General features: G+C 70.4%; 20 protein-coding genes. 16 read left to right on the forward strand and 4 right to left on the reverse strand.

All coding sequences use genetic code 11. The features are described 5' to 3' along the window. Positions 1–40: 40 nt before the first annotated feature. Positions 41–2,512, forward strand: a complete 2,472-nt coding sequence (pcrA, locus tag ACFWGD_RS05240) for a DNA helicase PcrA (protein ID WP_377777538.1) — start codon at positions 41–43, stop codon at positions 2,510–2,512. Here pcrA and ACFWGD_RS05245 read toward each other — a convergent pair. Both ACFWGD_RS05245 and ACFWGD_RS05250 read right to left on the reverse strand, forming a co-directional pair. Then, the gene (locus ACFWGD_RS05245; protein WP_377777539.1) at positions 2,509–3,030 is read right to left on the reverse strand and encodes a hotdog fold domain-containing protein; all 522 of its coding nucleotides are present in this window, start codon (positions 3,028–3,030) and stop codon (positions 2,509–2,511) included. The two genes, pcrA and ACFWGD_RS05245, sit on opposite strands and share 4 nt — an antisense overlap. An 817-nt stretch (positions 3,031–3,847) precedes the next feature. After that, positions 3,848–4,570, reverse strand: coding sequence for a M23 family metallopeptidase (locus ACFWGD_RS05250; RefSeq protein ID WP_377777540.1), 723 nt, complete (start codon positions 4,568–4,570; stop codon positions 3,848–3,850). Between the two features lie 446 nt (positions 4,571–5,016). On the opposite strand from ACFWGD_RS05250, the gene ACFWGD_RS05255 reads away from it, so the two are divergent. From ACFWGD_RS05255 to ACFWGD_RS05275, 5 genes are read left to right on the forward strand one after another with little or no spacing between them, the layout of a single operon-like run. After that, positions 5,017–6,705 carry a DUF6350 family protein gene (locus tag ACFWGD_RS05255; protein WP_377777541.1) on the forward strand — a complete coding sequence of 563 codons (1,689 nt, stop codon included), beginning with the start codon at positions 5,017–5,019 and terminating at the stop codon, positions 6,703–6,705. A gap of 52 nt (positions 6,706–6,757) precedes the next feature. Continuing rightward, positions 6,758–7,399 carry a phosphoribosylglycinamide formyltransferase gene (gene purN / locus ACFWGD_RS05260; RefSeq protein WP_377777542.1) on the forward strand — a complete coding sequence of 214 codons (642 nt, stop codon included), beginning with the start codon at positions 6,758–6,760 and terminating at the stop codon, positions 7,397–7,399. Continuing rightward, positions 7,396–9,000 carry a bifunctional phosphoribosylaminoimidazolecarboxamide formyltransferase/IMP cyclohydrolase gene (purH, locus tag ACFWGD_RS05265; protein WP_377777543.1) on the forward strand — a complete coding sequence of 535 codons (1,605 nt, stop codon included), beginning with the start codon at positions 7,396–7,398 and terminating at the stop codon, positions 8,998–9,000. Before purN ends, purH begins: the two co-directional genes overlap by 4 nt. A 55-nt stretch (positions 9,001–9,055) precedes the next feature. Continuing rightward, positions 9,056–9,745, forward strand: coding sequence for a TetR/AcrR family transcriptional regulator (locus ACFWGD_RS05270; protein WP_377777544.1), 690 nt, complete (start codon positions 9,056–9,058; stop codon positions 9,743–9,745). A gap of 18 nt (positions 9,746–9,763) precedes the next feature. Continuing rightward, the gene (locus ACFWGD_RS05275) at positions 9,764–11,083 is read left to right on the forward strand and encodes a flavin-containing monooxygenase (RefSeq protein ID WP_377777545.1); all 1,320 of its coding nucleotides are present in this window, start codon (positions 9,764–9,766) and stop codon (positions 11,081–11,083) included. Here ACFWGD_RS05275 and ACFWGD_RS05280 read toward each other — a convergent pair. After that, positions 11,080–13,197, reverse strand: coding sequence for an AMP-dependent synthetase/ligase (locus ACFWGD_RS05280; RefSeq protein WP_377777546.1), 2,118 nt, complete (start codon positions 13,195–13,197; stop codon positions 11,080–11,082). The genes ACFWGD_RS05275 and ACFWGD_RS05280 overlap by 4 nt on opposite strands. 269 nt (positions 13,198–13,466) lie before the next feature. Between ACFWGD_RS05280 and ACFWGD_RS05285 the strand changes: the two genes are divergently transcribed. From ACFWGD_RS05285 to ACFWGD_RS05330, 10 genes are all read left to right on the forward strand, one after another. Then, the gene (locus tag ACFWGD_RS05285) at positions 13,467–15,038 is read left to right on the forward strand and encodes a carboxyl transferase domain-containing protein (protein ID WP_377777547.1); all 1,572 of its coding nucleotides are present in this window, start codon (positions 13,467–13,469) and stop codon (positions 15,036–15,038) included. Positions 15,039–15,076: 38 nt separating this feature from the next. Next, positions 15,077–17,068: an acetyl/propionyl/methylcrotonyl-CoA carboxylase subunit alpha gene (locus tag ACFWGD_RS05290; RefSeq protein WP_377777751.1), complete on the forward strand. Its 1,992-nt coding sequence runs from the start codon at positions 15,077–15,079 to the stop codon at positions 17,066–17,068. Between the two features lie 39 nt (positions 17,069–17,107). After that, a complete protein-coding gene (locus tag ACFWGD_RS05295; protein WP_377777548.1) occupies positions 17,108–18,268 on the forward strand; it encodes an acyl-CoA dehydrogenase family protein in 1,161 nt (386 codons plus the stop codon). Between the two features lie 11 nt (positions 18,269–18,279). Continuing rightward, positions 18,280–18,771: a MaoC family dehydratase gene (locus ACFWGD_RS05300; protein WP_377777549.1), complete on the forward strand. Its 492-nt coding sequence runs from the start codon at positions 18,280–18,282 to the stop codon at positions 18,769–18,771. Continuing rightward, positions 18,768–19,613, forward strand: coding sequence for an HpcH/HpaI aldolase/citrate lyase family protein (locus ACFWGD_RS05305; protein WP_377777550.1), 846 nt, complete (start codon positions 18,768–18,770; stop codon positions 19,611–19,613). The genes ACFWGD_RS05300 and ACFWGD_RS05305 overlap by 4 nt, the downstream gene beginning before the upstream one ends. A gap of 27 nt (positions 19,614–19,640) precedes the next feature. Continuing rightward, positions 19,641–21,338, forward strand: coding sequence for an AMP-binding protein (locus ACFWGD_RS05310; RefSeq protein ID WP_377777551.1), 1,698 nt, complete (start codon positions 19,641–19,643; stop codon positions 21,336–21,338). Positions 21,339–21,343: 5 nt separating this feature from the next. After that, positions 21,344–22,069: a CoA transferase subunit A gene (locus tag ACFWGD_RS05315; RefSeq protein ID WP_377777552.1), complete on the forward strand. Its 726-nt coding sequence runs from the start codon at positions 21,344–21,346 to the stop codon at positions 22,067–22,069. A 1-nt stretch (position 22,070) separates the two neighbouring features. Next, on the forward strand, positions 22,071–22,739 hold the full coding sequence (locus ACFWGD_RS05320; protein ID WP_377777553.1) for a 3-oxoacid CoA-transferase subunit B: 669 nt from the start codon (positions 22,071–22,073) through the stop codon (positions 22,737–22,739). Positions 22,740–22,865: 126 nt separating this feature from the next. After that, positions 22,866–24,074: an acetyl-CoA C-acetyltransferase gene (locus ACFWGD_RS05325; RefSeq protein WP_377777554.1), complete on the forward strand. Its 1,209-nt coding sequence runs from the start codon at positions 22,866–22,868 to the stop codon at positions 24,072–24,074. Positions 24,075–24,104: 30 nt separating this feature from the next. Further along, positions 24,105–24,971 carry an HpcH/HpaI aldolase/citrate lyase family protein gene (locus tag ACFWGD_RS05330; protein WP_377777555.1) on the forward strand — a complete coding sequence of 289 codons (867 nt, stop codon included), beginning with the start codon at positions 24,105–24,107 and terminating at the stop codon, positions 24,969–24,971. A gap of 3 nt (positions 24,972–24,974) precedes the next feature. Here ACFWGD_RS05330 and ACFWGD_RS05335 read toward each other — a convergent pair whose 3' ends face one another. Continuing rightward, the gene (locus ACFWGD_RS05335) at positions 24,975–26,573 is read right to left on the reverse strand and encodes an LCP family protein (RefSeq protein ID WP_377777556.1); all 1,599 of its coding nucleotides are present in this window, start codon (positions 26,571–26,573) and stop codon (positions 24,975–24,977) included. Positions 26,574–26,649 lie beyond the last annotated feature (76 nt).

Consider the following 26,649-nt stretch of genomic DNA (forward strand, 5'->3'; position numbering starts at 1 on the left):
CAAATGGGCCATCCGGGGGCTGGGCTAGGCTTGGCCCATCATGGTTGATTCGTTCGGTTTTGCCACCTCCCGCCCCAATCCCGCCGCGGCCGCGGCCGATTCCCGCGACGCGTTCGGCTCGCGCGACGATTTGCTCGAGGGCCTCAACCCGCAGCAGCGGGCGGCCGTGCTCCACGCCGGCCGCCCGCTGCTCATCGTCGCCGGTGCGGGGTCGGGCAAGACGGCGGTGCTGACCAGGCGCATCGCGCACCTCATCGGCGCCCGCGGCGTGCACCCGGGGCAGATCCTGGCCATCACGTTCACCAACAAGGCGGCGGCGGAGATGCGCGAACGCGTCGCGTCGCTGGTGGGGCCGACGGCGCAGCGGATGTGGGTGGCCACGTTCCACTCCACGTGCGTGCGCATCCTGCGCATGCAGCACGCGCTGGTGCCGGGATTGAACTCGAACTTCTCCATTTACGATGCCGACGATTCGCGCCGCCTGCTGTCCATGATCGCCCGCGACATGGACCTGGACGTGAAGAAGTTCACGGGCCGCGTGCTGTCCAACCGGATCTCGAACCTGAAGAACGAGCTGATCGGACCGGACCGGGCGGCGTCGGATGCCGAGGCGACCCGCAATCCCTTCGACGAGGTCGTCGCCCGCGTTTTCCGCGAGTACCAGGTGCGCCTGCGGGCGGCCAACGCGCTGGACTTCGACGACCTCATCGGCGAGACCGTCCGCATCTTCCGCGAGCACCCGGACGTCGCCGAGTACTACCGCCGCCGTTTCCGCCACGTGCTCGTCGACGAGTACCAGGACACCAACCACGCGCAGTACGCGCTGGTTTCGGCGCTGGTGGGCAAGCCGGGCGGGGAGGTCCCGCCGAGCGAGCTGTGCGTGGTGGGCGACTCCGACCAGTCGATCTACGCCTTCCGCGGGGCGACGATCCGCAACATCGAGGAGTTCGAGGAGGACTACCCCGACGCCGAGTCGATCCTGCTGGAGCAGAATTACCGCTCCACGCAGACGATCCTGTCGGCGGCCAATGCGCTGATCGCGCGCAACGAGAATCGCCGCGAGAAGAAACTGTGGACCGATCTGGGCGAGGGCGAGCAGATCAAGGGCTACGTCGCCGACAACGAGCACGATGAGGCGCGGTTCATCGCCAATGAGATCGACGACCTGGTGGATCGTCGCAAAGCAACCTATTCCGACATCGCGGTGTTCTACCGCACGAACAACTCGTCGCGCCCGCTGGAGGACGTGTTCATCCGCATGGGCGTGCCGTACACGGTGGTCGGCGGCACGCGGTTCTACGAGCGGCGCGAGGTCCGCGACATCGTGGCGTACCTGCGGGTGGTCGCGAATCCGGACGATGACGTGTCCATGCGGCGGATCATCAACACCCCCCGCCGCGGCATCGGCGACAAGGCGCAGTCCCACGTCGCGCTGCACGCGGAGGACACCGGCACGTCCTTCGGGGCGGCGCTGCGGGCGGCGGCGCGCGGCGAGGTGGCGATGGTCGCGGCGCGGTCGCGCAACTCCATGAAGGGCTTCGCCGAGCTGCTCGACGGCATCGCCGCGGACATGGGCACCGGCGACATCGGCGACATCGGCGACCTGGTGGAGGCCGTGCTCGACCGCACCGGCTACCGCGCGGAGCTCGAGCGGTCCTCCGACCCGCAGGATGCGACGCGCCTGGACAACCTCAACGAGCTGGTGTCGGTGGCCCGGGAGTTCTCCGCGGAGACGGCGTTGCGGGAGGGCATGGAAGAGCTTGACGACGATGCGGTGGGCGGTGCAGCGGCCGGCGACGGCATGGACGATGGGCAGCCCGAGCCGGGGAGCCTGCAGGCGTTCCTGGAGCGCGTGTCGCTGGTCGCCGACGCCGACCAGATCCCCGACGACGAGCGGGGCGTGGTGACGTTGATGACCCTCCACACCGCCAAGGGCCTCGAGTTCCCCGTGGTGTTCGTGACCGGCTGGGAGGACGGCCAGTTCCCGCACCTGCGGGCGATGGGCGATCCGAAGGAGCTGGCGGAGGAGCGTCGCCTGGCGTACGTCGGCCTGACGCGCGCGCGGAAGCGGCTGTACATTTCGCGGGCGCAGACGCGGTCGTCGTGGGGTACGCCGCAGAACAATCCGCCGTCGCGGTTCCTCGGCGAGATCCCCGATGAGCTGGTCGAGTGGCTGCGCGAGGAGCCGGCGTCGTCGTGGGGCGGGGGATCGGCGTTCGGCCGCAGCTCCGGCTTCGGGTCGTCGGCGCGGTCGGGCGGCTTCGGCCGGTCGGGGCGGTCCGGCGGTGGCGGCGCGGGCGTGGGCCCCGGCGTCGGGTCGGCCGGCGGGCGCAAGAAGAACACGGAGCTCCAGCTCGCCGCGGGGGACAAGGTGGTCCACGACAAGTACGGCCTGGGCACCGTCCTGTCCGTCGATGGCGTGGGCCCGCGGGCCACGGCGACCATCGACTTCGGGTCGGCGGGCAAGGTCCGCCTGATGCTCATCGGCGGCCTGCCCATGGAGAAGCTCTAGCGTCGCTTCTTCGCGGTGATCCAGCAGGTGATCACCGCGTCCTGGACCAGGGTGCCCTCGGCGTCGACGAGCTCGATGCGGACGTCGAGGTTGCGGCCGCCGGACTCCGGGGTGATCTCGGCGAAGTCCGGCAGGTCGGCGGTGGCGGTGGCGGTGAGGCCGCCCTGGGAGATTTTGAGGTAGTTCGTCGTCATGCTCTTGGGCACCCACCGGTGCGAGGAGGGGACGGAGGCCTCGCAGAGCAAGCCCATGACGAACTCCGCGAGATTGCAGGCGGCGATGGCGTGGAACGTGCCGATGTGATTTTGCACCCCCCACCATTTCGGCGCCGACGCGACCGCCAGCCCGGGTTCCATGACGCGCAGCCGCGGCAGCGACGTGCGGAAGTACGGGGCCTTCAGCGACACCGCTGCCGAGAACAGCCGCGTGCCGACCATCGGGATCCGCGACAGCTTCGCCCACATCTCGGCGGTGGCGGTGCGGCTGGCGGGCGCGGCGGGGAGGTTCGTTTCGCTCATCCCGCCAGCGTAGGTCGCGCGCCGCCGGGCCCGGGCGGATTTCCCGCGATCGGTGGGGGTGCGGGGCGGGGCCGCTCCAGGCCGCGGGTCGCAAACTCGGGCGGCAGCGAGCCTTGCGACGGTTCGTCCCCGGCCACATCCGCTCGCGGGCCGCTCGGCCGGGCGCGGGCGTATGAAACTGCACATTTTCGTCGTCGCGAAAATGCCGACCTGGGCTTTTGCGTGGCGGTGGTAGTACTTAGCGACGCCCGCGCCTCGCCGCTCCGGGTTTCCGGCGGCTCGGACGCGGCTCGGGCGTCGAAAGCGACCACAAAACGTTGCCGCCGAAAACACCGACCTGGGCTTTTGTGTGTCGGTGGTAGTAGTTTGCAACGTCCGTGCCCCGGCGTTCGCGATTGGCTGACTGGTTGGGTGGGCGGCAGCGAGCTTCGCGACGGACCGTCCCCGGCCGTATCCGCTCGCGGGCAGCTCAGACGGCGCGGGCGTATGAAACTGCACATTTTCGCGGCCGCGAAAACGGCGACCTGGGCTTTTGCGTGGCGGTGGTAGCACTTTGCGACGCCTGCGCCCCGGCGGACCCGGTTGCGGGGCGCTTCCGCGGAGTCGAGCGTCGAAAGCGACCACAAAACGTCGCTGCCAAGAACGCCGACCTGGGCTTTTGCGTGGCGGTGGTAGTAGTTTGCGACGCCCGCGCCCCGCCGCTACCGGTTGTGGGCCGCAGATGCGGGCGGCCGGGGAGCGGCGCAGCGGGACGTCGTCAAGCAAAAAGGCCGGCCCCGCACGAAGCGGGACCGGCCAGCAAACCGAGGAACGGGGCCTAGAACAGGCCGCCCGAGACGACGTCGAGGCCGCGCTGCAGGAACCACGACACCGGGTCAACCGGGGTGGTGCCGTCGGGGTGGATCTCGAAATGCAGGTGGGTGCCGGTGGAGAAACCGCGGTTGCCCATGCCGCCGATGACCTGACCGGCGGAAACGCGCTCGCCCACGGCAACGCCGAGGGTCTCGAGGTGGCCGTAGACCGACACGGCGCCATCATCGTGGAGCACGCGGATCCACTGGCCGTAACCCTGCGCCGGGCCGGAATCGACGACGGTGCCGTCCATGACGGACATGATCGGGGTGTTCATGACGTTGGCGATGTCGATGCCGTTGTGCATCGTGCCCCAGCGCGGGCCGAAGCCGGAGGTGAAGGCGCCGAGGGCCGGCACGGACAGCTGCGGCGCGCGGGCGGCGCGGTCGGCGGCGGTGCGCTGGTTGTTGTACTCCAGGGCCGTGGCCAGGTGCGTGCCCAGGTCGGACGCCGGGCGGAAGTCGCGGACCGACAGGACCATCGGGGTGGAGGACATCTGCGCCTCGGCGGCGTCCTGGGCGACGAGATCCTTGTCGGCGTCCTTCGCGTCGGCGGCCGCTGCGGTGGCGGCGGCGCCGGAGACGGACACTGCGGAGGAGGTCAGAGCGACCATCGCGATGCGGCTCTTGATGGACTTGCCCGGCTTGCGGTGGGCACCGCCCTTGCGTCGCGTCATCGTCTGCGTCACGTTCACTCCCTGTAGTCCTGTGATCTCTCGGTTACCTTTGGGCCTCGTGTCCTGCCCGGAGGCCGCAAAACGTAACCATGTCGTTATGCAGCGCGTGTAACGATAACGAAACGGCAACTGTCGAGCAAGCCGTTTGACGGCAAAGTCGGGATTATGTGATTTGTTCCTCTCTTCGCCGGTCCGGGCCGCGATTCAGGGGGCTCGTTTTTTCACATAAGCCCCGCTGGTAACGGTGGTCGGCATTTTGTTGACGTGTCCCTGCCCGATTTTCACCCCCGTCACCCCCGCTGCGACGGTCCGCGACGTAACACCGCGACACGGCTTTACGACGACCGCCGCGCCGCCCGTGCCCGATCCGCGCATCGCGATAGTCTCGTCGAAGACGTCTCGGGTGGGCAGAGGCGGCCCGGACAAGTTCGCCCACGGAGGAAAGGCACGGCATCGAAGTGAGTGACGCCAATCCGCGCAAGCGCACCCCGGGGCGGGGCACCCGCCGCACGGGGCCGTCGTCCCGCCGTACCCGCGGCCGTTCCCCGCGCAGGGAGCCGGCGCGCCCCGCCGAGATCACGTCGGTGTCCGGGCCGGCCGTCGATGAGGCGGCCCCCGCGGCCGGCACGCCCCGCCCCGCCGCCGCCACCGCCCGCGCCGCGCGCATCCGCCGCTTCCTCCTCGCCGCCGCCGGCGTGCACGGGGTGGCGCTGCTGTTGATCATCTCGGTCGCGGTCATCGGCGTGACGGTGGCGGGCGCGGGCTTCACGCCGCTGCCGGCGACCATCGCGTCGTCGTGGATGCTGCTCAATCTCGCGCCGTTCGAGTTCGGCGGCACGGACCTGGGCCTGGTGCCGGCGCTGCCGGCGATGGCGTATTTCGCGGCGGTGGCGTGGAAGATCCGCCGGGAGGTGTCGGGCCCGGTGAGCATCCGCGACGTGCGCACCATGGCGGCGGTGTTCGCGGGCGTGCCGCTGGCGCTGACGGTCATCGCGTGGCTGATGTTGTGGGACGCGTCGGGCGTGCTGCGCATCGACGCGCCGTTCTTCCCCGCAGCGATCGCCTCCACCGCGGCCATCCACGCCGCGGCGCTGCTGGCGGGCATGGGGCCGCGGCTGACGCGGGCGCTGCTGCGTCGCCGGGCGCTTCCGGAGTGGCCGCTGGCGTCGCTGCGCCTGGCCGCCGCCTTCGTGGGGTGGCTGTGGGCGGCCGGCGCGGTGGCCGTGGTCGCGTCGATGGTCTGGCATCACGCGTCGGTGCGCGAGACCCTGGGCATCGCCGACGGCGGTGGCTCGCTCCTCGGTTTGCTCCTTCTCTCCGTGGCGTACCTGCCCAACATCGCTTTCGGAGCGTCGGGGATCCTGGTCGGCGCCCCGGCCAACGTCGGTGTCGCGGAGGCCGGCCTATTCGCCGTGTCCCCGGGCACGCTGCCGCCGCTGCCGGTGCTCGCCGCGATGCCGCAGTCGCATCTGAGCCCGTTGTTCGGCGTGCTGCTGGCGGTGCCGGTGGGCATCGCGGTGTGGTGCGTGCACCGCCACTTGAAGAAGGCCGAGTCCGACCGCCCCTACGTCGAGGTCGTCGCGGCGGCGGTGATGGCGGGCGTCATCGTCGCGGCCCTCGCGCTGCTGCTGGGCGGCGAGGTTGGCCAGTACGGCTGGTCGGGCACCACCTGGTGGTTGGCGGGCGTGCTGGCGTCGGTGTGGCTGGCGGTGCCGGGCGCGGTCGTGGCGGTCATGGTCGGCGGGTTCCCTCGTCCGGCTGCGGTGGGGATCCCGGAGCAGGAGCTTGACGACGCCCCCTCCACACCCACGGAAGCCCCCGCCACCGAAGAGGCGGAGACGGAAGAGGCGGAGACCGAAGACGCTGAGGCTGACGAGGTTGAGGCAGAAGAGGCGGAGACTGAAGGAGCACAGGCCGAGGACGCTGAGGTTCAGGCCGAAGAAGTCGAGGCTGACGAGGCTGAGGCCGAGACTGAAGAGGTAGAGGCAGAGGAAGTCGAGGCCGAGGATGCTGGGGCTCAGGCCGAAGAAGTCGAGGCCGACGAACCTCCCACCGAATCCCAGGTGCCGGCCGAACCGGGGGAGGCGGAGGCCGTCGCAAAGCCGGAACCGGATGCGGACGGCGACGGCGAGGCCCCGAGGTCCTGACCGGGGGAGGTCCGGCCGGGGCGATCCGGGCGGGTGGGTAGAGTGTTGAGCCGTGACCGAATCACACAGCGCCGGGCCCGATGACCCGGCGGCGCCCCTGACCATCGTCGTGCTGGCCTCCGGCACGGGCTCGCTGCTGCAGTCGATGCTCGATGCCCTCGACCCCGCCCGCGTGCGCGTGGCGGCCGTCGGCTCGGACAAGGAATGCCGGGCGCTGGAGCGGGCGGGGGAGGCGGGGATCCCGTCGTTCCGCGTCGCCTTCGACGACGCCGCCCGCGCCGACCGTGCGGGCTGGGACGCGAAGCTGCTGGCCGCGGTCCGGGAGCATGAGCCCGACTTCGTCGTGTCGGCGGGGTTCATGCGCATTCTCGGGCAGGGGTTCATCGATGCGTTCCCGGATCGCATCGTCAACACCCATCCCGCGCTGCTGCCGTCGTTCCCCGGCGCGCACGCGGTGCCGGATGCGCTGGCGCACGGGGTGAAGGTCACCGGAACGACGGTGCACATCGTCGACGCGGGCGTGGACACGGGGCCGATCCTCGCGCAGGAGGCGGTCGTCGTCGAGGACGGCGACACCGTGGACACGCTGCACGAACGCATCAAGATCGTCGAGCGCCGGCTGTTGGTCGACGTTCTCCACACCATCTCGGAACGCGGAATCACGCGGGACGGACGAAAGGCGAAGTTTTCATGACCCAGGATCACGGCAGCATGGACCGCAAGCCCATCAAGCGCGCCCTCATCAGCGTCTACGACAAGACCGGTCTGGAGGATCTCGCCCGCGCCCTCCACGACGGCGGCGTGCAGATCGTGTCCACCGGTTCGACGGCCTCGCGCATCGCCGACGCCGGCGTGCCGGTCACCCCGGTCGAGGAGCTCACGGGCTTCCCGGAGTGCCTCGAGGGCCGGGTGAAGACCCTCCACCCGCGCGTCCACGCCGGCATCCTCGCCGACACCCGCAAGGACGATCACCTGTCGCAGCTGTCGGACCTCGGCGTCGAGCCGTTCCAGCTGGTTGTGGTGAACCTGTACCCCTTCACCGAGACCGTCGCGTCGGGCGCCGACTTCGACGCCTGCGTCGAGCAGATCGACATCGGCGGCCCGTCGATGGTCCGCGCCGCGGCGAAGAACCACCCGTCGGTGGCCGTGGTCGTCGATCCGGCGAAGTACGGCGAGGTCACCGAGGCGGTGGCCGGCGGCGGTTTCTCCCGCGCCGAGCGCACGGCCCTGGCCGTCGACGCCTTCCGCCACACGGCGTCCTACGACGTCGCGGTCGCGTCGTGGATGGGGTCGCAGCTTGACGACGATTCGGCCGACTCCTCCGCGGCCTTCCCCGAGTGGTTCGGCCACACCTACGAGCGTTCCGCCACCCTGCGCTACGGCGAGAACCCGCACCAGGCGGCGGCGCTGTACGTCGACCCGTCGGCGCCCGCGGGCCTGGCGCAGGCGGAGCAGTTCCACGGCAAGGAGATGAGCTACAACAACTACACGGATTCCGATGCCGCGTGGCGCGCCGCGTGGGATCACGAGCGCCCGTGCGTGGCCATCATCAAGCACGCCAACCCGTGTGGCATCGCGGTGTCGGACGAGTCGATCGCCAAGGCCCACCTGGCCGCCCACGCCTGCGACCCGGTGTCCGCGTTCGGCGGCGTCATCGCGGTCAACCGCGAGGTGTCGGTGGAGATGGCCAAGCAGGTCGCGGAGATCTTCACCGAGGTCATCGTCGCGCCGGGTTACGAGGACGGCGCCGTCGAGGTGCTCAGCCAGAAGAAGAACATCCGCATCCTCCGGGCGCCGGCGCCGCAGGGCGCGGCCACCGAGTACCGCCAGGTCTCCGGCGGCATGCTGCTGCAGGAGCGCGACGCGCTGCAGGCCGAGGGCGACGACGCCGCGAACTGGACGCTTGCCGCCGGCGAGGCCGCCGACGACGAGACGCTGGCGGACCTGGTCTTCGCCTGGAACGCGGTGCGCGCGGTGAAGTCCAACGCGATCCTGCTGGCCAAGGACGGCGCCACCGTCGGCGTTGGCATGGGCCAGGTCAACCGCGTCGACGCCGCGAAGTTGGCCGTCGAGCGCGCCAACTCGCTGGCCGGCGACGATGAGCGCGCCCGCGGGGCGGTCGCCGCCTCCGACGCGTTCTTCCCCTTCGCCGACGGCTTCGAGATGCTCGCCGACGCCGGCGTGCGCGCCGTGGTCCAGCCGGGCGGCTCCATCCGGGACGCCGAGGTCATCGAGGCCGCCAACAAGGCGGGCGTGACCATGTACCTGACGGGCGCGCGCCACTTCGCCCACTAGGCCGGAGTTACCCATTGTTCACCGGATGTGGCGCACGCCACCTAAGATGAGCGGCATGTCACGCCGAGCCGAACTCAGGGAGCGGCGGCACGCGGAGATCATCGCCGCGGCCGCCGCGATGATCGCCGACCGCGGATTCCACGTCACCAGGCTCGAAGACGTCGGCCAGGTCGTGGGCATTTCCGGCCCCGGCCTGTACCGCTACGTCTCCGGCAAGGACGACATGCTCGCCCAGATCCTGGTCGACATTTCCGTTCGCCTGGTCGACGGCGCCCGCGCGGTGATGGACCGGGCCCGCGCCGAGGAGTGGGAGCCCGACCGCACGCTGCGCGAGCTGCTCGGCTTCCACGTCGAGTTCGCCGTCACCGAACCCGACCGCATCCGCGTGCAGGAGCGCGAGATCGGCAACCTGGCCCCGCAGCAGCGCGAGAAGGTCCGGTCGCTGCAGCGCATGTACATCTCCATGTGGGTCGACGCGCTGCGCCGCTCGAATCCGGAGCTGACGGAGGACGCCGCCCGCGTCCGCGTGCAGCTCGCCGCCGGCCTGATCAATTCCTCGCGCCACGTCGTGCGCTGGGCCGGCGCCGACGCCGTGCGGCGGGAGGCCATGGACATGGCGTTCAGCGCCATGGGCCTGCCCAAGGACGAGGACCCCGACATCGGCGACATCGCCCGCGCGGCCCTCGGCGGCCGCCCCCGCAGCGCCGGCGAGATTCCGGCAAACGGCGACCCCGGGGCGTCGTAAAGCAATAGTCTTCGCCCCATGGACATCCTCATCATCGGGGCCGGGCCGTCGGGGCTGGCGACCGCCGCGGAGCTGCGCAGGGCCGGGCTCGACTACGACCACGTCGAGCGCCACGACGGCGTCGGCGGGCTGTGGGACATCGACAATCCCACGACGCCGATGTACGAATCGGCGCACTTCATCTCGTCGAAGCGCCTGTCGTGCCTGCCCGGGCGGCCGTTCGCCGACGACGTCGCCGACTACCCGCCGCGCACCGAGATCCTGCGCTACCTGCGCGAATTCGCCGACGACGAGGGCATCGCCGAGCGCATCGAGTTCGGCACCGAGGTCGTAGGCGTGGAGCCGGCGGGGGAGAGCGGCTACCTGGTCGAGATGCGCGGGGCCGGCTCCGAGCCACGGACCAAGCGCTACGACCACGTCATCTGCGCCTCCGGCACGCTGTCGGTGCCCAACCTGCCGGACATCCCGGGCGATTTCGACGGCGAGTTCCGCCATTCGGCGACCTACCGCGGCATCGACGAGCTGCGCGGCAAGCGCGTGCTGGTCATCGGCGCGGGCAACTCCGGCTGCGACATCGCGTGCGACGCCGCGCAGGCCGCGGAGTCGGCGGAGCTGAGCATGCGGCGCGGCTACTGGTTCATTCCCAAGCACATATTCGGCCGCCCGTCCGACGAGTGGACGGTGACGGGCCCGCAGCTGCCCGCGCGGATCATGCAGGCCGGGGCGCAGGCGATCCTGCGCCTGTACTTCGGCGACCTGCGCAAACTGGGGCTGCCCAAGCCGGACCACCGCATCTTCGAGACCCACCCGCTGCTCAACGACCAGCTCATCCACCACCTGCGCCACGGGGACATCTCGGTGCGCGGGGACGTGTCGCTTTTCGACGGCCCCGACGTCGTCTTCGCCGACGGTTCCCGCGGGAGCTACGACCTCGTGCTGGCGTGCACCGGGTTCGATCATGCGGTGCCGTACGCCGCGGACCTGTTCGGCGGGGACGGCGGCAACGCCATGGAGCAGCTCTACCTGGGCTGCGCGCACCGGACGCGGCCGGGGCTGTGGGCGCCGGGGCTCATCGAGACCAACTCGGGAGCGTTCGGCGCCATCGGCCAGCAGGCGCGGCTCATTGCGGCGGTGCTCGCCGACGACGACAAGGCCGCCGATTTCGACCGGCGCCGCCGGGACAACGACGTCGATCTCACCGGCGGCCTGACAATGGACCGGTCGGAGCGCCACCGCGGGTACGTCGACTCGCATGCGCTCCACGCCGCGCTGGCCGGCGAGCTCGAGGCGCTGGGCCTCGATGCCCGCCGGGACCAGCTCGGCGGGTTGGCGGGCTAGCTGCCCTTGCGGTGCCGCGACGGCGGCAGCGGGATGTCCTCGCCCTCGCGCAGGACCGGGTGCTCGTGCAGCGCCTGCTGCTCGAAGCTGACCCACTTGACGCCGGCGGAGTCGTGGCAGCCCTTGGGCAGCGGATCCGAGTAGAGCTCCTCGAACTTGTCGCGCATCTTCTCGTGGACGTGCTTGCGGCGCAGCTTCAGGCTGGGCGTCAGCTCGTCGGCCTCGACCGTGAGCTCGCGGTCGAGGATGCGGAAGCGCTTGATCTGCTCCCACGAGTTCAGGCCCTCGTTGAGGCGGCCGAGCGAGGCCTGCACGCGAGCCACGACGCGGGGGTCGCGGGTCATCTCGGCGAAGTCCTCCGGGGCGCCGCCGTTGCGCTCGCACCACTCGCGGGTGGCCTTCTCCTCGAGCACGACCATGCCGACCATGAACTTCTTGCCCTCGCCGTAGCTGACCAGCTCCATGGCCAGCGGGCACAGGCCCTTGAACTCGGACTCGATGGCCGCCGGCGCGATGTACTTGCCATTGGAGGACTTGAACAGTGACTTCTTGCGGTCGGTGATGTACACGAAACCGCGCTCGTCCTTGCGGGCGATGTCGCCGGTGCGCAGGAAACCGTCGCCGGGCAGCGACTCCTGCGTCGCGTCCTCGCGGTTGTGGTAGCCGTTCATGTTCCAGCCGCTCTTGAGCAGCAGCTCGCCGTCCTCGGCGATCTTGTCCTCCACGCCCGGGAAGGGCCAGCCGATGGTGCCGATGCGGTAGGCGTCCAGGCGGGTCAGGTGAGTGATGCAGCCCTCGGTGAGGCCGAAGCCCTCGGCGATGGGCATGCCCACCGACAAGTACCACTTGGTGATGTCCTGGTTGATCGGCGCCGACCCCGAGATGAGCATGCGCACGTTGCCGCCGAGCGCGTCGCGGATCTTCGACAGCACGACCTTGTCGGCGATGCCCAGGCGGAACTTCAGCCAGCCCGGCACCTCCTTGCCCGCCAGGCGCAGCTCGGTGGCCTCCATGGCCAGCTTCATGCTGGTCTTGCCCAGCTTGGCCTTGACGCCGTTGCCCTCGAACTGGGCGTGGATGGCGGAGTAGGCCTTCTCGAAGATGCGGGGGGCGCCGCCCATGATGGTCGGCTTGACCTCCTGGAGGTTCTCCACGATCTTCTCGATGCGCCCGTCGATGGCCGTGGTGATGCCAGTGTTGATGGACACGTAGAGCAGGAAGCGGCCCATCAGGTGCGCCAGCGGCAGCCACAGGAAGTGGACGTCGTTCTGGTACAGGTTCGGCGTCGACGTCACCGAGGCGATGTTGTTCATCCACGCGCCGTGCGAGATGATCGCGCCCTTCGGCTTGCCGGTGGTGCCCGAGGTGTACTGGAAGGTGGAGATCGTCTCCGGGGTGATCTCGTCGATCGCGCGGCGCACGACGTGCGGGTCGTGGCCGAGCAGCTCGCGGCCCTGGGCCATGAGGTCCGACAGCGGGGAAACCCAGTCGAGGATCTCCTCCTCGTCGCAGTCGCGGGACTCGTTGAGGGCCTGCGTCTGCGCCGACCACGAGGGGTCGATGACGTAGACGTGCTCGACCTTGGGGATGGCCCCGCGGATCTTCAGCAGCTTGGACACCTGGTCGCCGTCTTCGGCGATGACCATGCGGGCCCCGGAGTCGTTGATGATGAACTCGATGTCGCCCGGGACCGACGTGGGGTAGATGGCCACGGAGTTGATGCCGACGGACATCAGCGACATGTCGGAGTTGACCCATCCCATGCTGGTGCCGGCGATGAGGGCGGCGGCGTCGCCCTTGCCCAGGCCCGCGGCGAGCAGGCCGGCGGCGTGCTCTTCGATGGTGCGCTGGAACTGGCCCCAGGTGACGTCGGTCCACTCGTCGTTGCCGTCGCGGTGGCGCCAGGCGACGTTGTCGGGGGTGGCGGTGGCGCGGCGCAGGATCATCGCGCCGACGCTGGGGGCGGGGTTGTCCAGGACTTCGCGGTCGATGGGCTCGTCGGCGGGGGTGGCGTAGCCGTCGACGGACCACCCGGCCCCGGTTCCGGACTTGGCCTTCGGCAGTCCGACGGTGCTGACGGGCGGGGGGCTGAGATCGTTCTGCGGAGTGTTCATCGTGTCCCTTTCTCGCTGGCATCAGGCAGTGGAAGTGGCCTGAATCACGTTGGTAACGATGTTATGCGCAGTGAAGTTTCCATGTGGAAGATTTCCCGCATTGTTGCCGCGCCGTGTCTTTTTCGGGTGGGAAACGGGTGGGATACGGGGGGAGTGGGTGGCCCGCGCCATAGTTTCGCTTGGCAAGTGTCGCGCATCACAGTAGTGTTTCGCCACAGAGAGTTAATGGCCATTAACGCAGTGGTCGCCGACACCCCACGGAGAAGGACATGACGGACCCCACCAACCGCGAGAAGCACGAGGCCCTCGTCGAGGATCTGCGCGACCTGCTCGCCCGCACCGCCGAGGGCGGGCCGGAGAAGGCCCGCGAGCGCCACGTCGCCCGCGGCAAGCTCCTGCCGCGCCAGCGCATCACCGAGCTGCTCGATCCGGGCAGCCCCTTCCTCGAGGTCGCTCCGATCGCCGCGCACGAGATGTACGGCGGCAAGGTCCCCGCCGCCGGCGTCGTCGCCGGCATCGGCCTGGTCGAGGGCCGCCGCTGCATGATCGTGGCCAACGACGCGACGGTCTCCGGCGGCACCTATTACCCGATGACGGTGAAGAAGCACCTGCGCGCCCAGGAGATCGCCGGCGCCAACCGCCTGCCCTGCATCTACCTGGTCGACTCGGGCGGCGCGATGCTGCTCAACCAGGACGAGGTCTTCCCGGACCGCGACCACTTCGGCCGCATCTTCTACAACCAGGCCAACCTGTCCAAGAAAGGCATCCCGCAGATCTCGGCGGTCCTGGGCTCGTGCACGGCCGGCGGCGCGTACGTCCCGGCGATGTCGGACGAGGCGGTCATCGTCAAGGACCAGGGCACCATCTTCCTGGCCGGCCCGCCGCTGGTGAAGGCCGCGACCGGCGAGGACGTCACCCCGGAGGAGCTCGGCGGCGGCGACCTGCATTCCAGGACCTCCGGCGTCACCGACCATCTGGCAGTCGACGACGCCGACGCCCTGCACCGCGTCCGGGCCATCGTCGACACGCTCCCGCTTGCCGACGACGCACCGTGGGAGGTCCGCGAGACCCGCGACCCGCTGCGCGAGCAGACCGACCTCTACGACATCGTGCCCGTCGACGCCCGCCAGCCGTACGACGTCCGCGAGGTCATCGAGACCATCGTCGACGCCGGCGAGTACCGCGAGTTCAAGGCCGAGTTCGGCACCACGCTGGTCACGGCGTTCGCGCGCATCCACGGCCACCCGGTCGGCGTCATCGCCAACAACGGCATCCTCTTCGCCGAGTCCGCCCAGAAGGGCGCGCACTTCATCGAGCTGTGCGACCAGCGCGGCATCCCGCTGGTCTTCCTGCAGAACACCACCGGCTTCATGGTGGGGCGCGAGTACGAGGCGGGGGGCATCGCCAAGCACGGCGCGAAGATGGTCAACGCCGTGGCCACCACCCGCGTGCCCAAGTTCACCGTGGTCATCGGCGGCGCGTTCGGCGCCGGCAATTACTCCATGTGCGGCCGCGCCTACTCGCCGCGGTTCCTGTGGATGTGGCCCAACGCCCGCGTCGCCGTCATGGGCGGCCCGCAGGCGGCCATGACCCTGTCGACGGTGCGCCGCAACCAGATCGAGCGCTCCGGCGGGGAAATGACCGCCGAGGAGCAGGAGGCCTTCGAGGCCCCGGTCCGCGAGCAGTTCGAGGAGCAGTCGCACTGCTACTACTCCTCGGCCCGCCTGTGGGACGACGGAGTCATCGACCCCGCCGACACCCGCCGCATTCTCGGCATGGCCCTCGAGGTCGCCGGGGGAGCGCCCCTCGACGACGCCGGCTTCGGCGTCTTCCGCATGTGACCCCGCACCGACAGCAGAGAAAGGAGAGAAGCCCCATGATGATCAATACCGTCCTCGTCGCCAACCGCGGCGAGATCGCCTGCCGCGTGATCCGCACCCTTCGCGACCAGGGGGTCCGCTCCGTCGCCGTCTACTCCGACGCCGACGCCGACGCCCCGCACGTCCGGATGGCCGACGTCGCCGTCCACATCGGCCCGTCGCCGGCGCGCGAGTCCTACCTCGTCGCCGAGCGCATCCTCGACGCCGCCCGCCGCACCGGCGCGCAGGCCATCCACCCCGGCTACGGCTTCCTGTCCGAAAACGCCGACTTCGCCCGCGCCTGCGAGGACGCCGGCGTCATCTTCATGGGGCCGCCGGCCTCGGCGATCGACACGATGGGCGACAAGATCTCGGCGCGGGCGACCGTCGAAAAGCGGGGCGTGCCCACCGTGCCCGGCATCTCCCGCCCGGGCCTGACCGACGAGGAGCTGCTCGACGCCGCGCCGGGCATCGGCTTCCCGGTCCTGATCAAGCCCTCGGCCGGCGGCGGCGGCAAGGGGATGCACCGCGTCGAGCGCATCGAAGACCTCGCCGAAGCACTGGTCACCGCCCGCCGCGAGGCCGCCGGCGCATTCGGCGACGACTCCCTGTTCATCGAGCATTTCGTGGACACCCCGCGCCACATCGAGGTGCAGGTCCTGGCCGACTCCCACGGCAACGTCATCCACCTCGGCGAGCGCGAGTGCTCGCTGCAGCGCCGCCACCAGAAGGTCATCGAGGAGGCTCCGAGCCCGCTTCTCGACGACGCCGTGCGCGCCCGCATCGGCGAGGCCGCCTGCGACGCCGCCCGCTCCTGCGGGTACGTCGGCGCCGGCACGGTGGAGTTCATCGTCCCCGCCGCCGACCCGGACACGTTCTTCTTCATGGAGATGAACACCCGCCTCCAGGTCGAGCACCCCGTCACCGAGGAAGTCACCGGCCTGGACCTGGTCGCCCTGCAGCTGGCCATCGCCCGCGGCGCGGAACTGCCGATCACCCAGGACCAGGTCACCATGACCGGCCACTCCATCGAGGCCCGCGTCTACGCCGAGGACCCGGCCGCCGGGTTCCTGCCCACCGGCGGCACCGTCAGCCGCGTCGCCGTGCCCTCCGGCCCCGGCGTGCGCGTCGACTCCGGCATCGCCGACGGCTCCGAGGTCACGTCGCTGTACGACCCGATGCTGCTCAAGGTCATCGTCCACGGCGCCGACCGCGCCGAGGCCCTCGAGCGCCTCGACCGGGCGCTGGCCAACACCGTCGTCGCCGGCGTCGGCGTCAACGTCGACTTCTGCCGCTACCTGCTCTCCGTGCCCGAGGTGGCCTCCGGCGACCTGGACACCGGCCTGCTCGACCGCGTCGCCGCCGACTACGCCGACTTCCCGGTGCCCGACGAGGCCCTCGTCGCCGCCGCCATGGCGTGGCTGGCGGCCCGCTGGCCCGAGCGCCCGGCGTCCCCGTGGGCGGTGCCCGACGCCTGGCGCTCCGGCCGGCCCGGCGTTCAGCGCCTGCGCCTGGCGTCGACCACCGGCTCCACCCTCATCGCCGTGTCCGGCACTCCGGCCGCCGCGACCGTCACCGTCGGCGAAGAGGAGCCCCGCGACTACGCCTCCGCCATCCACCGCGACGGCGGCCTGTGGCGCGTCGACTGCGACGGCATCGCCCGCCATTGGCAGGTCGAGACCGTCGAGGGCCGCCGCGGCACCGACGTCATCGTCTCCTCCGACGAGGGCACGTGGGTGCTGCACCGCGAAAACGTCGTCCGCTCGGCCGCCGACGACGACGGCACCGGCGACGGCACGCTGACCTCACCGATGCCCGGCACCGTCATCGCACTGTCCGCCGCCGACGGCGACCGCGTCGAAGCCGGCGACCCGGTCCTCGTCGTGGAGGCCATGAAGATGGAGCACACCCTCCGCGCCCCCACCGCCGGCACCGTCGACTACCACGTCGCCGCCGGGGCCCAAGTCTCCACCGAAGTCGCCCTGGCCACCGTGGTCCCCGACGAGAACTAGCCCCGACGAAAACTAGCCCCCGAAAACCAAGGAGTCACCATGACCGACGTCAACACCGCCGACCTGCCCGCCGAGTACCGCGAGCTCCAGTCCGTCGTCCGCCAATTCGCCAACGAGGTCGTCGACCCCGTCGCCTACGAGCACGACCGCAACCACACGTTCCCGTACGACGTCGTCAAGCACATGGGCGAGATGGGGCTGTTCGGCCTGCCGTTCTCCGAGGAATACGGCGGCATGGGCGGCGACTACCTGTCGCTGGGCATCGCGCTGGAGGAGCTGGCCAAGGTCGACCAGTCCGTGGCCATCACGCTGGAGGCCGGCGTCGGCCTCGGCGCCTCGCCGATCTACCACTTCGGCAACGAGGAACAGAAGCGCAAGTGGCTGCCGGACCTCACCGCCGGCAAGGCGCTGGCGGGCTTCGGCCTCACCGAGCCGGACGCGGGCTCCGACGCCGGCGCCACGCGCACCATCGCGCGCGAGGACGGCGGCGACTTCGTGATCAACGGCTCGAAACAGTTCATCACCAACTCCGGCACCGACATCACCTCGCTGGTCACCGTCACCGCCGTGACCGGGCAGAAGGAGGACGGGAAGAAGGAGATCTCCACGATCATCGTCCCCGCCGACTCGGAGGGCTTCGTCGCCGAGCCGGCCTACGACAAGGTCGGCTGGAACGCCTCCGACACCCACCCGCTGACGTTCACCGACGTCCGCGTCCCGCAGGAGAACCTGCTGGGCACCCGGGGCCGGGGCTTCGCCAACTTCCTGTCCACGCTCGCCGAGGGCCGCGTCGCCATCGCCGCGCTGGCCACCGGCGCCGCGCAGGGCTGCGTCGACGAGTCGGTGAAGTACGCCAAGGAGCGCCACTCCATGGGCCGCGCCATCGGCGAGTACCAGGCGATCTCGTTCAAGATCGCCCGCATGGAGGCCCGCGCCCACGCCGCCCGCATGGCCTGGTACGACGCCGCCGCGAAGATGGTGAAGGGCCAGGAGTTCCGCCGCGAGGCCTACATTGCCAAGCTGCTGTCCTCCGAGGCCGCCATGGACAACGCCCGCGACGCCACGCAGATCCACGGCGGCTACGGCTTCATGAACGAGTACCGCGTCTCGCGCCACTACCGCGACTCCAAGATCCTGGAGATCGGCGAGGGCACCACCGAGGTGCAGCTCATGCTCATCGCCCGCGGGCTCGGACTGTAAAGGGGAGCGCCATGAACGACAAGAAGGCAATCATCCAGCGCGGCCTCTGGTTCGACGAGTACGAGGAGGGCGCCCGCTACCTGCACCGCCCCGGCCGCACCGTCACCGAGACCGACGACGTCCTGTTCACCACGCTGACCATGAACACCCAGCCCCTGCATCTCGACGCCCACTGGGCATCGCAACAGCCGGGTTTCGGAGGCAAGCGCCTGGTCAACTCGATGTGGACCCTGTCCACGGTCGTGGGCCTGTCGGTGTCGCAGCTGACGCTGGGCACCATCGTGGCCAATCTCGGGTTCACCGAGGTGTCCTTCCCCAAGCCCATGTTCCACGGCGACACGCTCTACGCCGAGACGACGTGCCTGTCCAAGCGCGCGTCGAAGTCCCGGCCGGGCCAGGGCATCGTCGAGCTGGAGCACATCGGCCGCAATCAGGACGGCGACGTCGTCTGCCGCGCAGTCCGCGCCACCCTGGTGCAGTGCGACCCGGAGGTGGGCCAGTGACCGCCTGGATCCCCGCCGGCCCCGCCATCCTCTTCGTCCCGGCCGACCGCCCCGACCGCTACTCCAAGGCGGCGCAGCGCGCGGACATGATCATCCTCGACCTCGAGGACGGCTGCCGCCCCGAGAACCGCGCCGAGGCGCGCCGGGCGATCATCGCCTCGCAGGACTCCGGCGAGCTCGACCCGGAGCGCGTCATCGTCCGCATCAACCCGGTCGACTCGCCGGAGCACGCCGCCGACCTGGAAATGCTCGCCGACCTGAAGTACGACCTGGTCATGCTGCCCAAGGCCGAGTCCGCCGCGGCGGCCGAGTCGCTGGCCGGGCACCGCGTCATCGCGCTCATCGAAACCCCGCTGGGCGTCCTGCGCGCCGACGACGTCGCCTCCGCCGACAACGTCGTGGCCATGTTCTGGGGCGCCGAGGACCTCACCGCCGGCCTTGGCGGCACGGCTTCCCGGTTTGGCGAGGGAGAAGAAGCGCCCGGCACCTACCGCGACGTCGCCCGCCACGCCCGCGCCCGCACCCAGCTCGCCGCCGCCGCCTTCGGCCGCGCCGCGCTCGACTCCGTCCACGTGGACATCGCCGACGCCGACGGCCTGCGCGCCGAGGCCGCCGACGCCGCCGCCCTCGGCTACGCCGCCACCGTGTGCATCCACCCCTCGCAGGTCGCCATCATCCGCGAGGCCTACCGCCCCACCGCCGATCAAGCCGACTGGGCCCGCCGCCTGCTCGCCGCCGCCCGCGACGACGGGGGAGCGTTCAGCTTCGAGGGCCGCATGGTCGACGCGCCCCTGTTCCGCCAGGCCGAAGCCATTTCCCGGCGCGCCTCCCAGACGTCGTAAAGCAGAAAAAGAAACCAGGAGAAACCGATGTCCCAGCTCAAGACCATCCCCGCCCCCTACGGCAAGGACGTCGTCGACGACGACGGCACAAAGATGTCCCACGTCATCGGCGCCGGCGTCGACCAGGGCGCCGCCCCGCTGCGCACCGAGACCCTCGGCGACAATCTCAGGGCGATCGTGGAGAAGTACCCCTCCAAGGAGTGCATCGTCGACGTCTACGCCGACGTGTCCTTCACCTACGAGCGCTTCTACAACCGCGTCCTGCGCCTGGCCACCGCGTTCGTCCGCGCGGGCTACCGCAAGGGCGACCGCATCGGCATCTGGTCGACCAACCGCTGGGAATGGACCGTCGTCCAGTACGCGTGCCACCACCTGGGCCTGATCCTGGTCAACATCAACCCCGCCTACCGCCAGCACGAGCTCAACTACGTGCTGGAAAAGGCCGGCGTGCGCTGCGTCTTCGCCGCCCGGCGCTACAAGGACTCCGACTACCGCACCATGCTCATCGAGGCCTCGAAGCAGCGCGGCGTGAAGCTGGACAAGGTCATCTACTTCGGCTCGGCCGACTGGTACGAGCGCATGCACGGCGACATCGACGACCTGTCCGAGTACGTTGCCGAGGTGCGGCCCGAGGACCCCATCAACATCCAGTTCACCTCCGGCACCACCGGCTTCCCCAAGGGCGCGACGCTGACGCACCGCAACCTGCTCAACAACGGCTACTTCATCGGCGAGCTGCTCGGTTACACCGAAAACGACCGCGTCTGCGTGCCGGTGCCGTTCTTCCACACGTTCGGCATGGTCATCGGCACGTTCGCCACCTTCACCCACGGCGGGGCGATCATCATCCCGGCCCCGAGCTTCAAGGCCCGCGAGACGCTCAAGGCCGTGCACTCCGCGAAGGCGACGTCGCTGTACGGCGTGCCCACCATGTTCATCAACGAGCTCGAGGAAGCCCACGACCACGAGGAATACGGCAGCCCCTACGACCTGTCGACCCTGCGCACCGGCGTCATGGCCGGCACGTCCTGCCCGTCAAAGACCATGCGCGACGTCATGGACAAGCTGAACATGACCGAGATCGCCATCTGCTACGGCATGACGGAGACCTCCCCGGTGAGCTTCCAGACCCGCGCCGATTCGCCGCTGGACAAGCGCGTCAACACCGTCGGCCAGATCATGCCGCACCTGGAGGCCCGCATCATCTGCGAGGACACCGGCGAGACCCTGCCGCGCGGGGCGCAGGGCGAGGTCGTCGTCCGCGGCTACTCGGTGATGAAGGAGTACTGGCACCACCCGGAGAAGACCGCCGAGGCCATCGACGCCGACGGCTGGATGCACACCGGCGACCTGGGCGTCATCGACGACGACGGTTACCTGGCCATCACCGGCCGCATCAAGGACATGCTCATCCGCGGCGGCGAGAACATCTACCCGCGCGAGATCGAGGAGTTCCTGTTCACGCATCCCGACATCGTCGATGCGCAGGTCATCGGCGTCCCGGACGACAAGTACGGCGAGGAGATCATGGCCTGGGTGATACTTCACGACGACGACGGCGACCTGTCCGCCGACCAGATCGCGGAGTTCGCCCACGGCAAGCTGTCGCGGCACAAGATCCCGCGCTACGTCCACGTGACGGATTCCTTCCCGATGACGGCGTCGGGCAAGGTGCGCAAGGTGGAGATGCGCGAGATGGCGCCGAAGCTGCTGGGCTGGGTGTGATCGCGATGTCGAAGACCACCGAGACGCCCATCCGCGAGCTCGTCGCCGCCAACGTGCGCGACGGCATGACCATCGCCGTCGGCGGGTTCGGCCTGTGCGGCGTGCCGTTCGACCTCATCGAGGGCCTGCGCGATTCCGGGGCGAAGGACCTGACCATCGTGTCCAACAACATGGGCGTCGACGGGCAGGGGCTGGGCATCCTGCTGGAGAACCACCAGGTGACCCGGGTGCTGGCCAGCTACGTCGGCGAGAACAAGCTGTTCGCGCAGCAGTACCTGGACGGCGAGCTGGAGGTCGAGTTCAACCCGCAGGGCACGCTGGCCGAGCGCCTGCGCGCCGGCGGCGCGGGCATTCCCGCCTTTTACACCGCCACGGGCGTTGGCACGCTGGTCGCCGAGGGCAAGCCGCACGCCGAGTTCGACGGCCGGACCTACGTCCAGGAGCGCGGCATCGTCGCCGATCTGGCCCTGGTCCACGCCTGGCGCGGCGACGTCGACGGCAACCTCGTCTACCGCTCGACCGCCCAGAACTTCAACCCGCTGTGCGCGGCGTCCGGGAAGGTCACCATCGCCCAGGTGGAGGAACTCGTCGAGCGCGGCTCCATCGAACCGGATCGCGTGATGACGGCCGGCGTCTTCATCGACCACGTGGTGCGCGCGAGCGACCGGGACAAACTCATCGAGAAGCGAACCACCAGACCGCGGGCCACCGCACCCGGGGAGGAGAACTGACATGGCATCCACCGACACCGACGCCGTGCGCGGCTGGACCCGCGACCAGATGGCCGCGATGGCCGCGGCGGAGCTCGCCGACGGCGACTACGTGAACCTGGGCATCGGCATCCCGACGCTCGTGGCCAACCACATCCCCGACGGCGTGCGCGTGCTGCTGCAGAGCGAGAACGGCATCCTGGGCATGGGTCCCTTCCCGTACGAGGGGGAGGAGGACGCCGACCTGATCAACGCCGGCAAGCAGACCGTCACGCTCGTGCCGGGCGCGGCCGTGTTCGACTCGGCGACGAGCTTCGGCATGATCCGCGGCGGCCACGTGAAGATGGCCGTCCTCGGCGCGATGCAGGTCTCCGAGTCCGGCGACCTGGCCAACTGGATGATCCCCGGGAAGATGGTCAAGGGCATGGGCGGCGCGATGGACCTCGTCGCCGGCACCCCGCGCGTGGTGGTGCTCACCGACCACGTCGCCCGCGACGGCTCGCCGAAGCTGGTCAAGGAATGCGATCTGCCGCTGACCGGCGCGAAGGTGGTCAAGCGGATCATCACCGACCTGGGCAGCTTCGACGTCGGCGACGACCACCTGATCCTGCGCCGCCTCGCGCCGGGCGTGACGCTCGGCGACATCGAGGCCAGCACCGCCGCGGCCTACGTGGTCGACTTGGAGGGATAGGGCCCAGGTGAGGTGATCCCGGTCACCGAATCGCACCCCGCCGACGCCCAAAAACGCTACGCTCCGTTAACTGAAGCCCCGCCCCGATAAAACCGAAACACCATCACCGACCTGGAGACGAACACCATGACCGGAAACACCACCCCGAACGCCGATGACGTCGTCATCCTCGCCGGCGCTCGCACCCCGCAGGGCAAGATGCTCGGCCAGCTGGCGAGCCTGACCTCCGTCGATCTCGGCGCCCACGCCGTCCGCGCCGCCGTCGAGCGCGCGGGCATCGCGCCGGAGGACGTCGGCCGCGTCGTCCTGGGCCAGGTCATCCTGGCCGGCGCGGGCCAGAACCCGGCCCGCCAGACCGCCATCAAGGCCGGCCTGCCGTGGTCGACGCCCGCCGAGATCGTGGCCAAGGTCTGCCTGTCCGGCCTCGACGCCGTCATCCACGCCACCCGCATGATCCGCCTCGGCGAGGTCGACGTCGTCGTCGCCGGCGGCCAGGAGTCCATGACCAACGCCCCGCACATCGCCCACGGCGTGCGCAAGGGCAAGGCCTACGGCTCGCTGAAGCTGGAGGATTCCCTCGAGCTCGACGGCCTGGTCGACTCCTACGACTGCGTGTCCATGGGCACCTTGACCGACGGCCCGAACTCGGATCTGGGCATCTCCCGGACCGACCAGGACGAGGTCGCGGCGCTGTCCCACCAGCGCGCGGCAAAGGCCCAGGCCGACGGCATCTTCGCCGCCGAGATCGCCCCGATCGAGATCCCGCAGCGCAAGGGCGACCCGGTCGTCGTCGACGCCGATCAGGGCATCCGCCCCGACACCACCGTCGAGTCGCTGTCGAAGCTGCGCCCGGCCTTCGTGAAGGAAAACGGCACCATCACCGCCGGCAACTCCTCGCCGATCTCCGACGGCGCCGCCGCCCTCGTCCTCGCCCGCCGCGGCTGGGCGGAGGAGCGCGGGCTGGATTACCTGGCCGTCGTCGGCAAGGCGGGCCAGACCGCCGGCCCGGACAACGGCCTGCACGCCCAGCCCTCCGACTCGCTGGCCGAGGCCCTGCGCCTGGCCGGCTGGGAGGCCTCCGACCTCGACTTCATCGAGATCAACGAGGCCTTCGGCGCCGTCGCCGTGAAGTCCCTGCGCGACCTGGACTACCCGCTGGACAAGTGCAACATCCACGGCGGCGCCATCGCGCTGGGCCACCCCATCGGCTGCTCCGGCGCGCGCCTGGCGCTGACCGCCGCGATGGAGCTGTCGCGCCGCGGCTCCGGCAAGGCCGGCGTCTCGCTGTGCGGCGGCGGCGGCCAGGGCGATGCCCTGCTGCTGTACCGCGACTAATCGGCGCGCGGGGGAGGTAGTTTCGGTGTCATGAACACCGACTCCGTCGCCCCCCACGCCCCGGCCTGGCTGCCCGCCGGCCCCGCGCTCCTGTTCGCCCCGGCGGACCGGCCGGACCGTTTCGCCAAAGCGGCGGAGCGGTCCGACGTCGTCATCGTCGACCTCGAGGACGGCGCCGCCCTCGACGGCCACGACGCCGCGCGCCGCAACATCGTGGACAACCCCCTCGACCCGGCGCGCACGATCCTCCGCGTCACCGGCCCGGATGCCCCGACCTTCGCCGGTGACGCCGAATTGGCGCAGGCCGGGCCGTACGACGTCGTCATGCTGCCGAAGGTCCGCGACCGCATCCCGGAGGAGCTCGCGGGGCTGAAGGTCATCGCGATGATCGAGACCCCGGAGGCCATCCTCAACCTCGGCGCCATCGCGTCGCACCCCGACGTCGTGGGGCTGTTCTGGGGCGCCGAGGATCTCGCCGCCGAGCTGGGCGGCACGTCCTCGCGCATCACCGCCGAGGAAGCGGAGGCCTACGGCGCCCCGCTGCGCCCCTACCGCGCCCCGCAGCAGCTGGCGCGGACGATGATGGCCATCCACGCCGCCGCCAACGGCATCGCCGCCATCGACGCCGTCCACGTCGACTTCCGCGACGAGCGCGGCCAGTACCTCGAGGCCCTCGACGCCGCGGGCTGCGGTTTCGCCGGCACCGCCTGCATCCACCCGGCGATGGTCGATGCCGTCCGCCGGGCCTTCCGCCCCTCCGACGACGAGCTCGCCCGCGCGCGCAGCATCCTCGAGCGCGCCGCCGACAACGTCGGCGCCTTCCAGCTGGACGGCGAGATGATCGACGCGCCCGTCGTCAGGCAGGCCGCGATCACCGTCGCGCGGGCGGGGCTGTAGCCGCTAGTTGACGCACATGACGCCGTCGCCGCCGGCGTCGATGTGCTGGCTGACGTCGCCCTCGGGCGCCATGCCCTCCTGGCCGACGACCTCACCGGTCGCGCCGTCGTCGACGGGCTCGGCCACGGCCTCTTCGGTGGTGGTCGCCGCGGAACCGTCGGCGTTGAGGCCGGGGCCCGCGTAGTCGCCGGCGACGGTGACGGAAATGGTGCCCGGCTGCATGGTCGTGTCGTGGACGACCGGCAGCCCGCCGAGCGCCTCGGCGATCGCGGCGGCGGCCGGGTCATCCGGGTCGGCGGTGTTGACCTGGCTGATGGCCACGCCCGCGAACTCCGCGTTGGCCACGGTGCCCTCGGCGTAGCCCTTCTCGGCCAGGGAACCCGCGACGCGGGAGGCCAGGCCCTCGATGCCCGTGGCGTTGTACACGCTGACGGTGTACTCGGCCGGATCGTGGTCGCGCGGCTTGGCCTCCTCCGCGGCGGCGGCCTCGGCCTCGGGGTCGACGAGGAGCTCGTCGAAGTACTTGTGCACCTGGCCGCGGTCGACGGTGACCACGGACTCGCCGTAGTCGCCGACGCCGTCGATGGAGGTCACGGGGATGGTCTCGAACTGCACGTTGCCGCCGGTCAGGCCCTGCATCTGCGTGGCGAAGCCCATGACGTCCCAGTCATTGTCCAGCACCACCGACCGCTGCACGGCGCCGCCGAGCTCGTTGAGCTTGCCGGGGCTCGACAGCGTGCCCGCGGACAGCAGCTTGTTGGCGAACGACGCCATGAACGCCTGCTGGCGGGTGATGCGGTCCAGGTCGCCGCGGGGCAGGCCGTGGCGCTGGCGCACGAAGCTCAGCGCGTCGGCGCCGGCGAGCGTCTGGCGGCCGGCGTGGAAGTCGGCGCCCGAGAACTCGTCGTAGACGTCGTTGTTCAGGCACACGTCGACGCCGCCGATGGCGTCGGTGAGCAGCACGAAGCCCAGCAGGCCGACCTCGGCGTAGTGGTCGACGGTGACGCCGGTCAGGTCGGCGACGGAGGTGATCAGCGCCTGGCGCCCGGCCTCGGTGGACCGTTTCTCCACCTCCTCGGGCGACTCGCCCGCCGCGACCAGCTCGTCGGCGGTGGCCTGCTTCTTGTCGCCGTAGACGCCGTTGATCTTCTTGTTGCCGTCGACGGTGCTGATGTACGTGTCGCGCGGGATGGAAATCGCCGTCGCCGACGAGCCGTCGTTGGGCACGCGGATGACGATGATCGTGTCCGTGTTCGTCGCCTCTTCATCGCCCGCGCGCAGAAGCTCGATCTCCTCCTGCGTCAGCGGGTTGCCCTGCGCGTCGGCGCGGGAGTCGGAGCCGACGAGGAGGATGTCGGTGGCGCCGTCCTTCTCCTCGCCCAGCGAGAAGTCGCCGCCGGAGCCGAGGTTGCCCGCGGCGCGCCCCACGGTCCACCAGCCGACGGCCGAGACGACCAGGCACAGCACGGACACGAGGATGAGCACCGACCGCATCGGCATGGGCCATGCCTGGCGGACGTCGCGGCCCTGCGTCGGGGGTGCCTGGATCGCCCGGGCGTGCCTCGACTGGGGTTTGCGTGCGCTCAAAATGGTTCCTTCCATGCGTGCACTACGGTTGGTGCCGACAGGTGGGCGTCGTCAAGCAAGGTTTTTTGCTTTGCGACGGCCCAGTCGCCCC

Source organism: Corynebacterium sp. NPDC060344 (assembly GCF_042725215.1).
Lineage (GTDB): Bacteria > Actinomycetota > Actinomycetes > Mycobacteriales > Mycobacteriaceae > Corynebacterium.

Excerpts from the sequence above, each read along its gene's own strand:
- ACFWGD_RS05285 (WP_377777547.1), top strand. The coding sequence starts at position 13,467 with ATGACGGACCCCACCAACCGCGAGAAGCACGAGGCCCTCGTCGAGGAT.
- ACFWGD_RS05290 (WP_377777751.1), top strand. The coding sequence starts at position 15,077 with ATGATCAATACCGTCCTCGTCGCCAACCGCGGCGAGATCGCCTGCCGC.
- ACFWGD_RS05295 (WP_377777548.1), top strand. The coding sequence starts at position 17,108 with ATGACCGACGTCAACACCGCCGACCTGCCCGCCGAGTACCGCGAGCTC.
- ACFWGD_RS05280 (WP_377777546.1), bottom strand. The coding sequence starts at position 13,197 with ATGAACACTCCGCAGAACGATCTCAGCCCCCCGCCCGTCAGCACCGTC.
- ACFWGD_RS05325 (WP_377777554.1), top strand. The coding sequence starts at position 22,866 with ATGACCGGAAACACCACCCCGAACGCCGATGACGTCGTCATCCTCGCC.
- ACFWGD_RS05275 (WP_377777545.1), top strand. The coding sequence starts at position 9,764 with ATGGACATCCTCATCATCGGGGCCGGGCCGTCGGGGCTGGCGACCGCC.
- pcrA (WP_377777538.1), top strand. The coding sequence starts at position 41 with ATGGTTGATTCGTTCGGTTTTGCCACCTCCCGCCCCAATCCCGCCGCG.
- ACFWGD_RS05245 (WP_377777539.1), bottom strand. The coding sequence starts at position 3,030 with ATGAGCGAAACGAACCTCCCCGCCGCGCCCGCCAGCCGCACCGCCACC.
- ACFWGD_RS05335 (WP_377777556.1), bottom strand. The coding sequence starts at position 26,573 with ATGGAAGGAACCATTTTGAGCGCACGCAAACCCCAGTCGAGGCACGCC.
- ACFWGD_RS05315 (WP_377777552.1), top strand. The coding sequence starts at position 21,344 with ATGTCGAAGACCACCGAGACGCCCATCCGCGAGCTCGTCGCCGCCAAC.
- ACFWGD_RS05330 (WP_377777555.1), top strand. The coding sequence starts at position 24,105 with ATGAACACCGACTCCGTCGCCCCCCACGCCCCGGCCTGGCTGCCCGCC.
- ACFWGD_RS05300 (WP_377777549.1), top strand. The coding sequence starts at position 18,280 with ATGAACGACAAGAAGGCAATCATCCAGCGCGGCCTCTGGTTCGACGAG.
- ACFWGD_RS05320 (WP_377777553.1), top strand. The coding sequence starts at position 22,071 with ATGGCATCCACCGACACCGACGCCGTGCGCGGCTGGACCCGCGACCAG.
- ACFWGD_RS05270 (WP_377777544.1), top strand. The coding sequence starts at position 9,056 with ATGTCACGCCGAGCCGAACTCAGGGAGCGGCGGCACGCGGAGATCATC.
- purH (WP_377777543.1), top strand. The coding sequence starts at position 7,396 with ATGACCCAGGATCACGGCAGCATGGACCGCAAGCCCATCAAGCGCGCC.
- ACFWGD_RS05310 (WP_377777551.1), top strand. The coding sequence starts at position 19,641 with ATGTCCCAGCTCAAGACCATCCCCGCCCCCTACGGCAAGGACGTCGTC.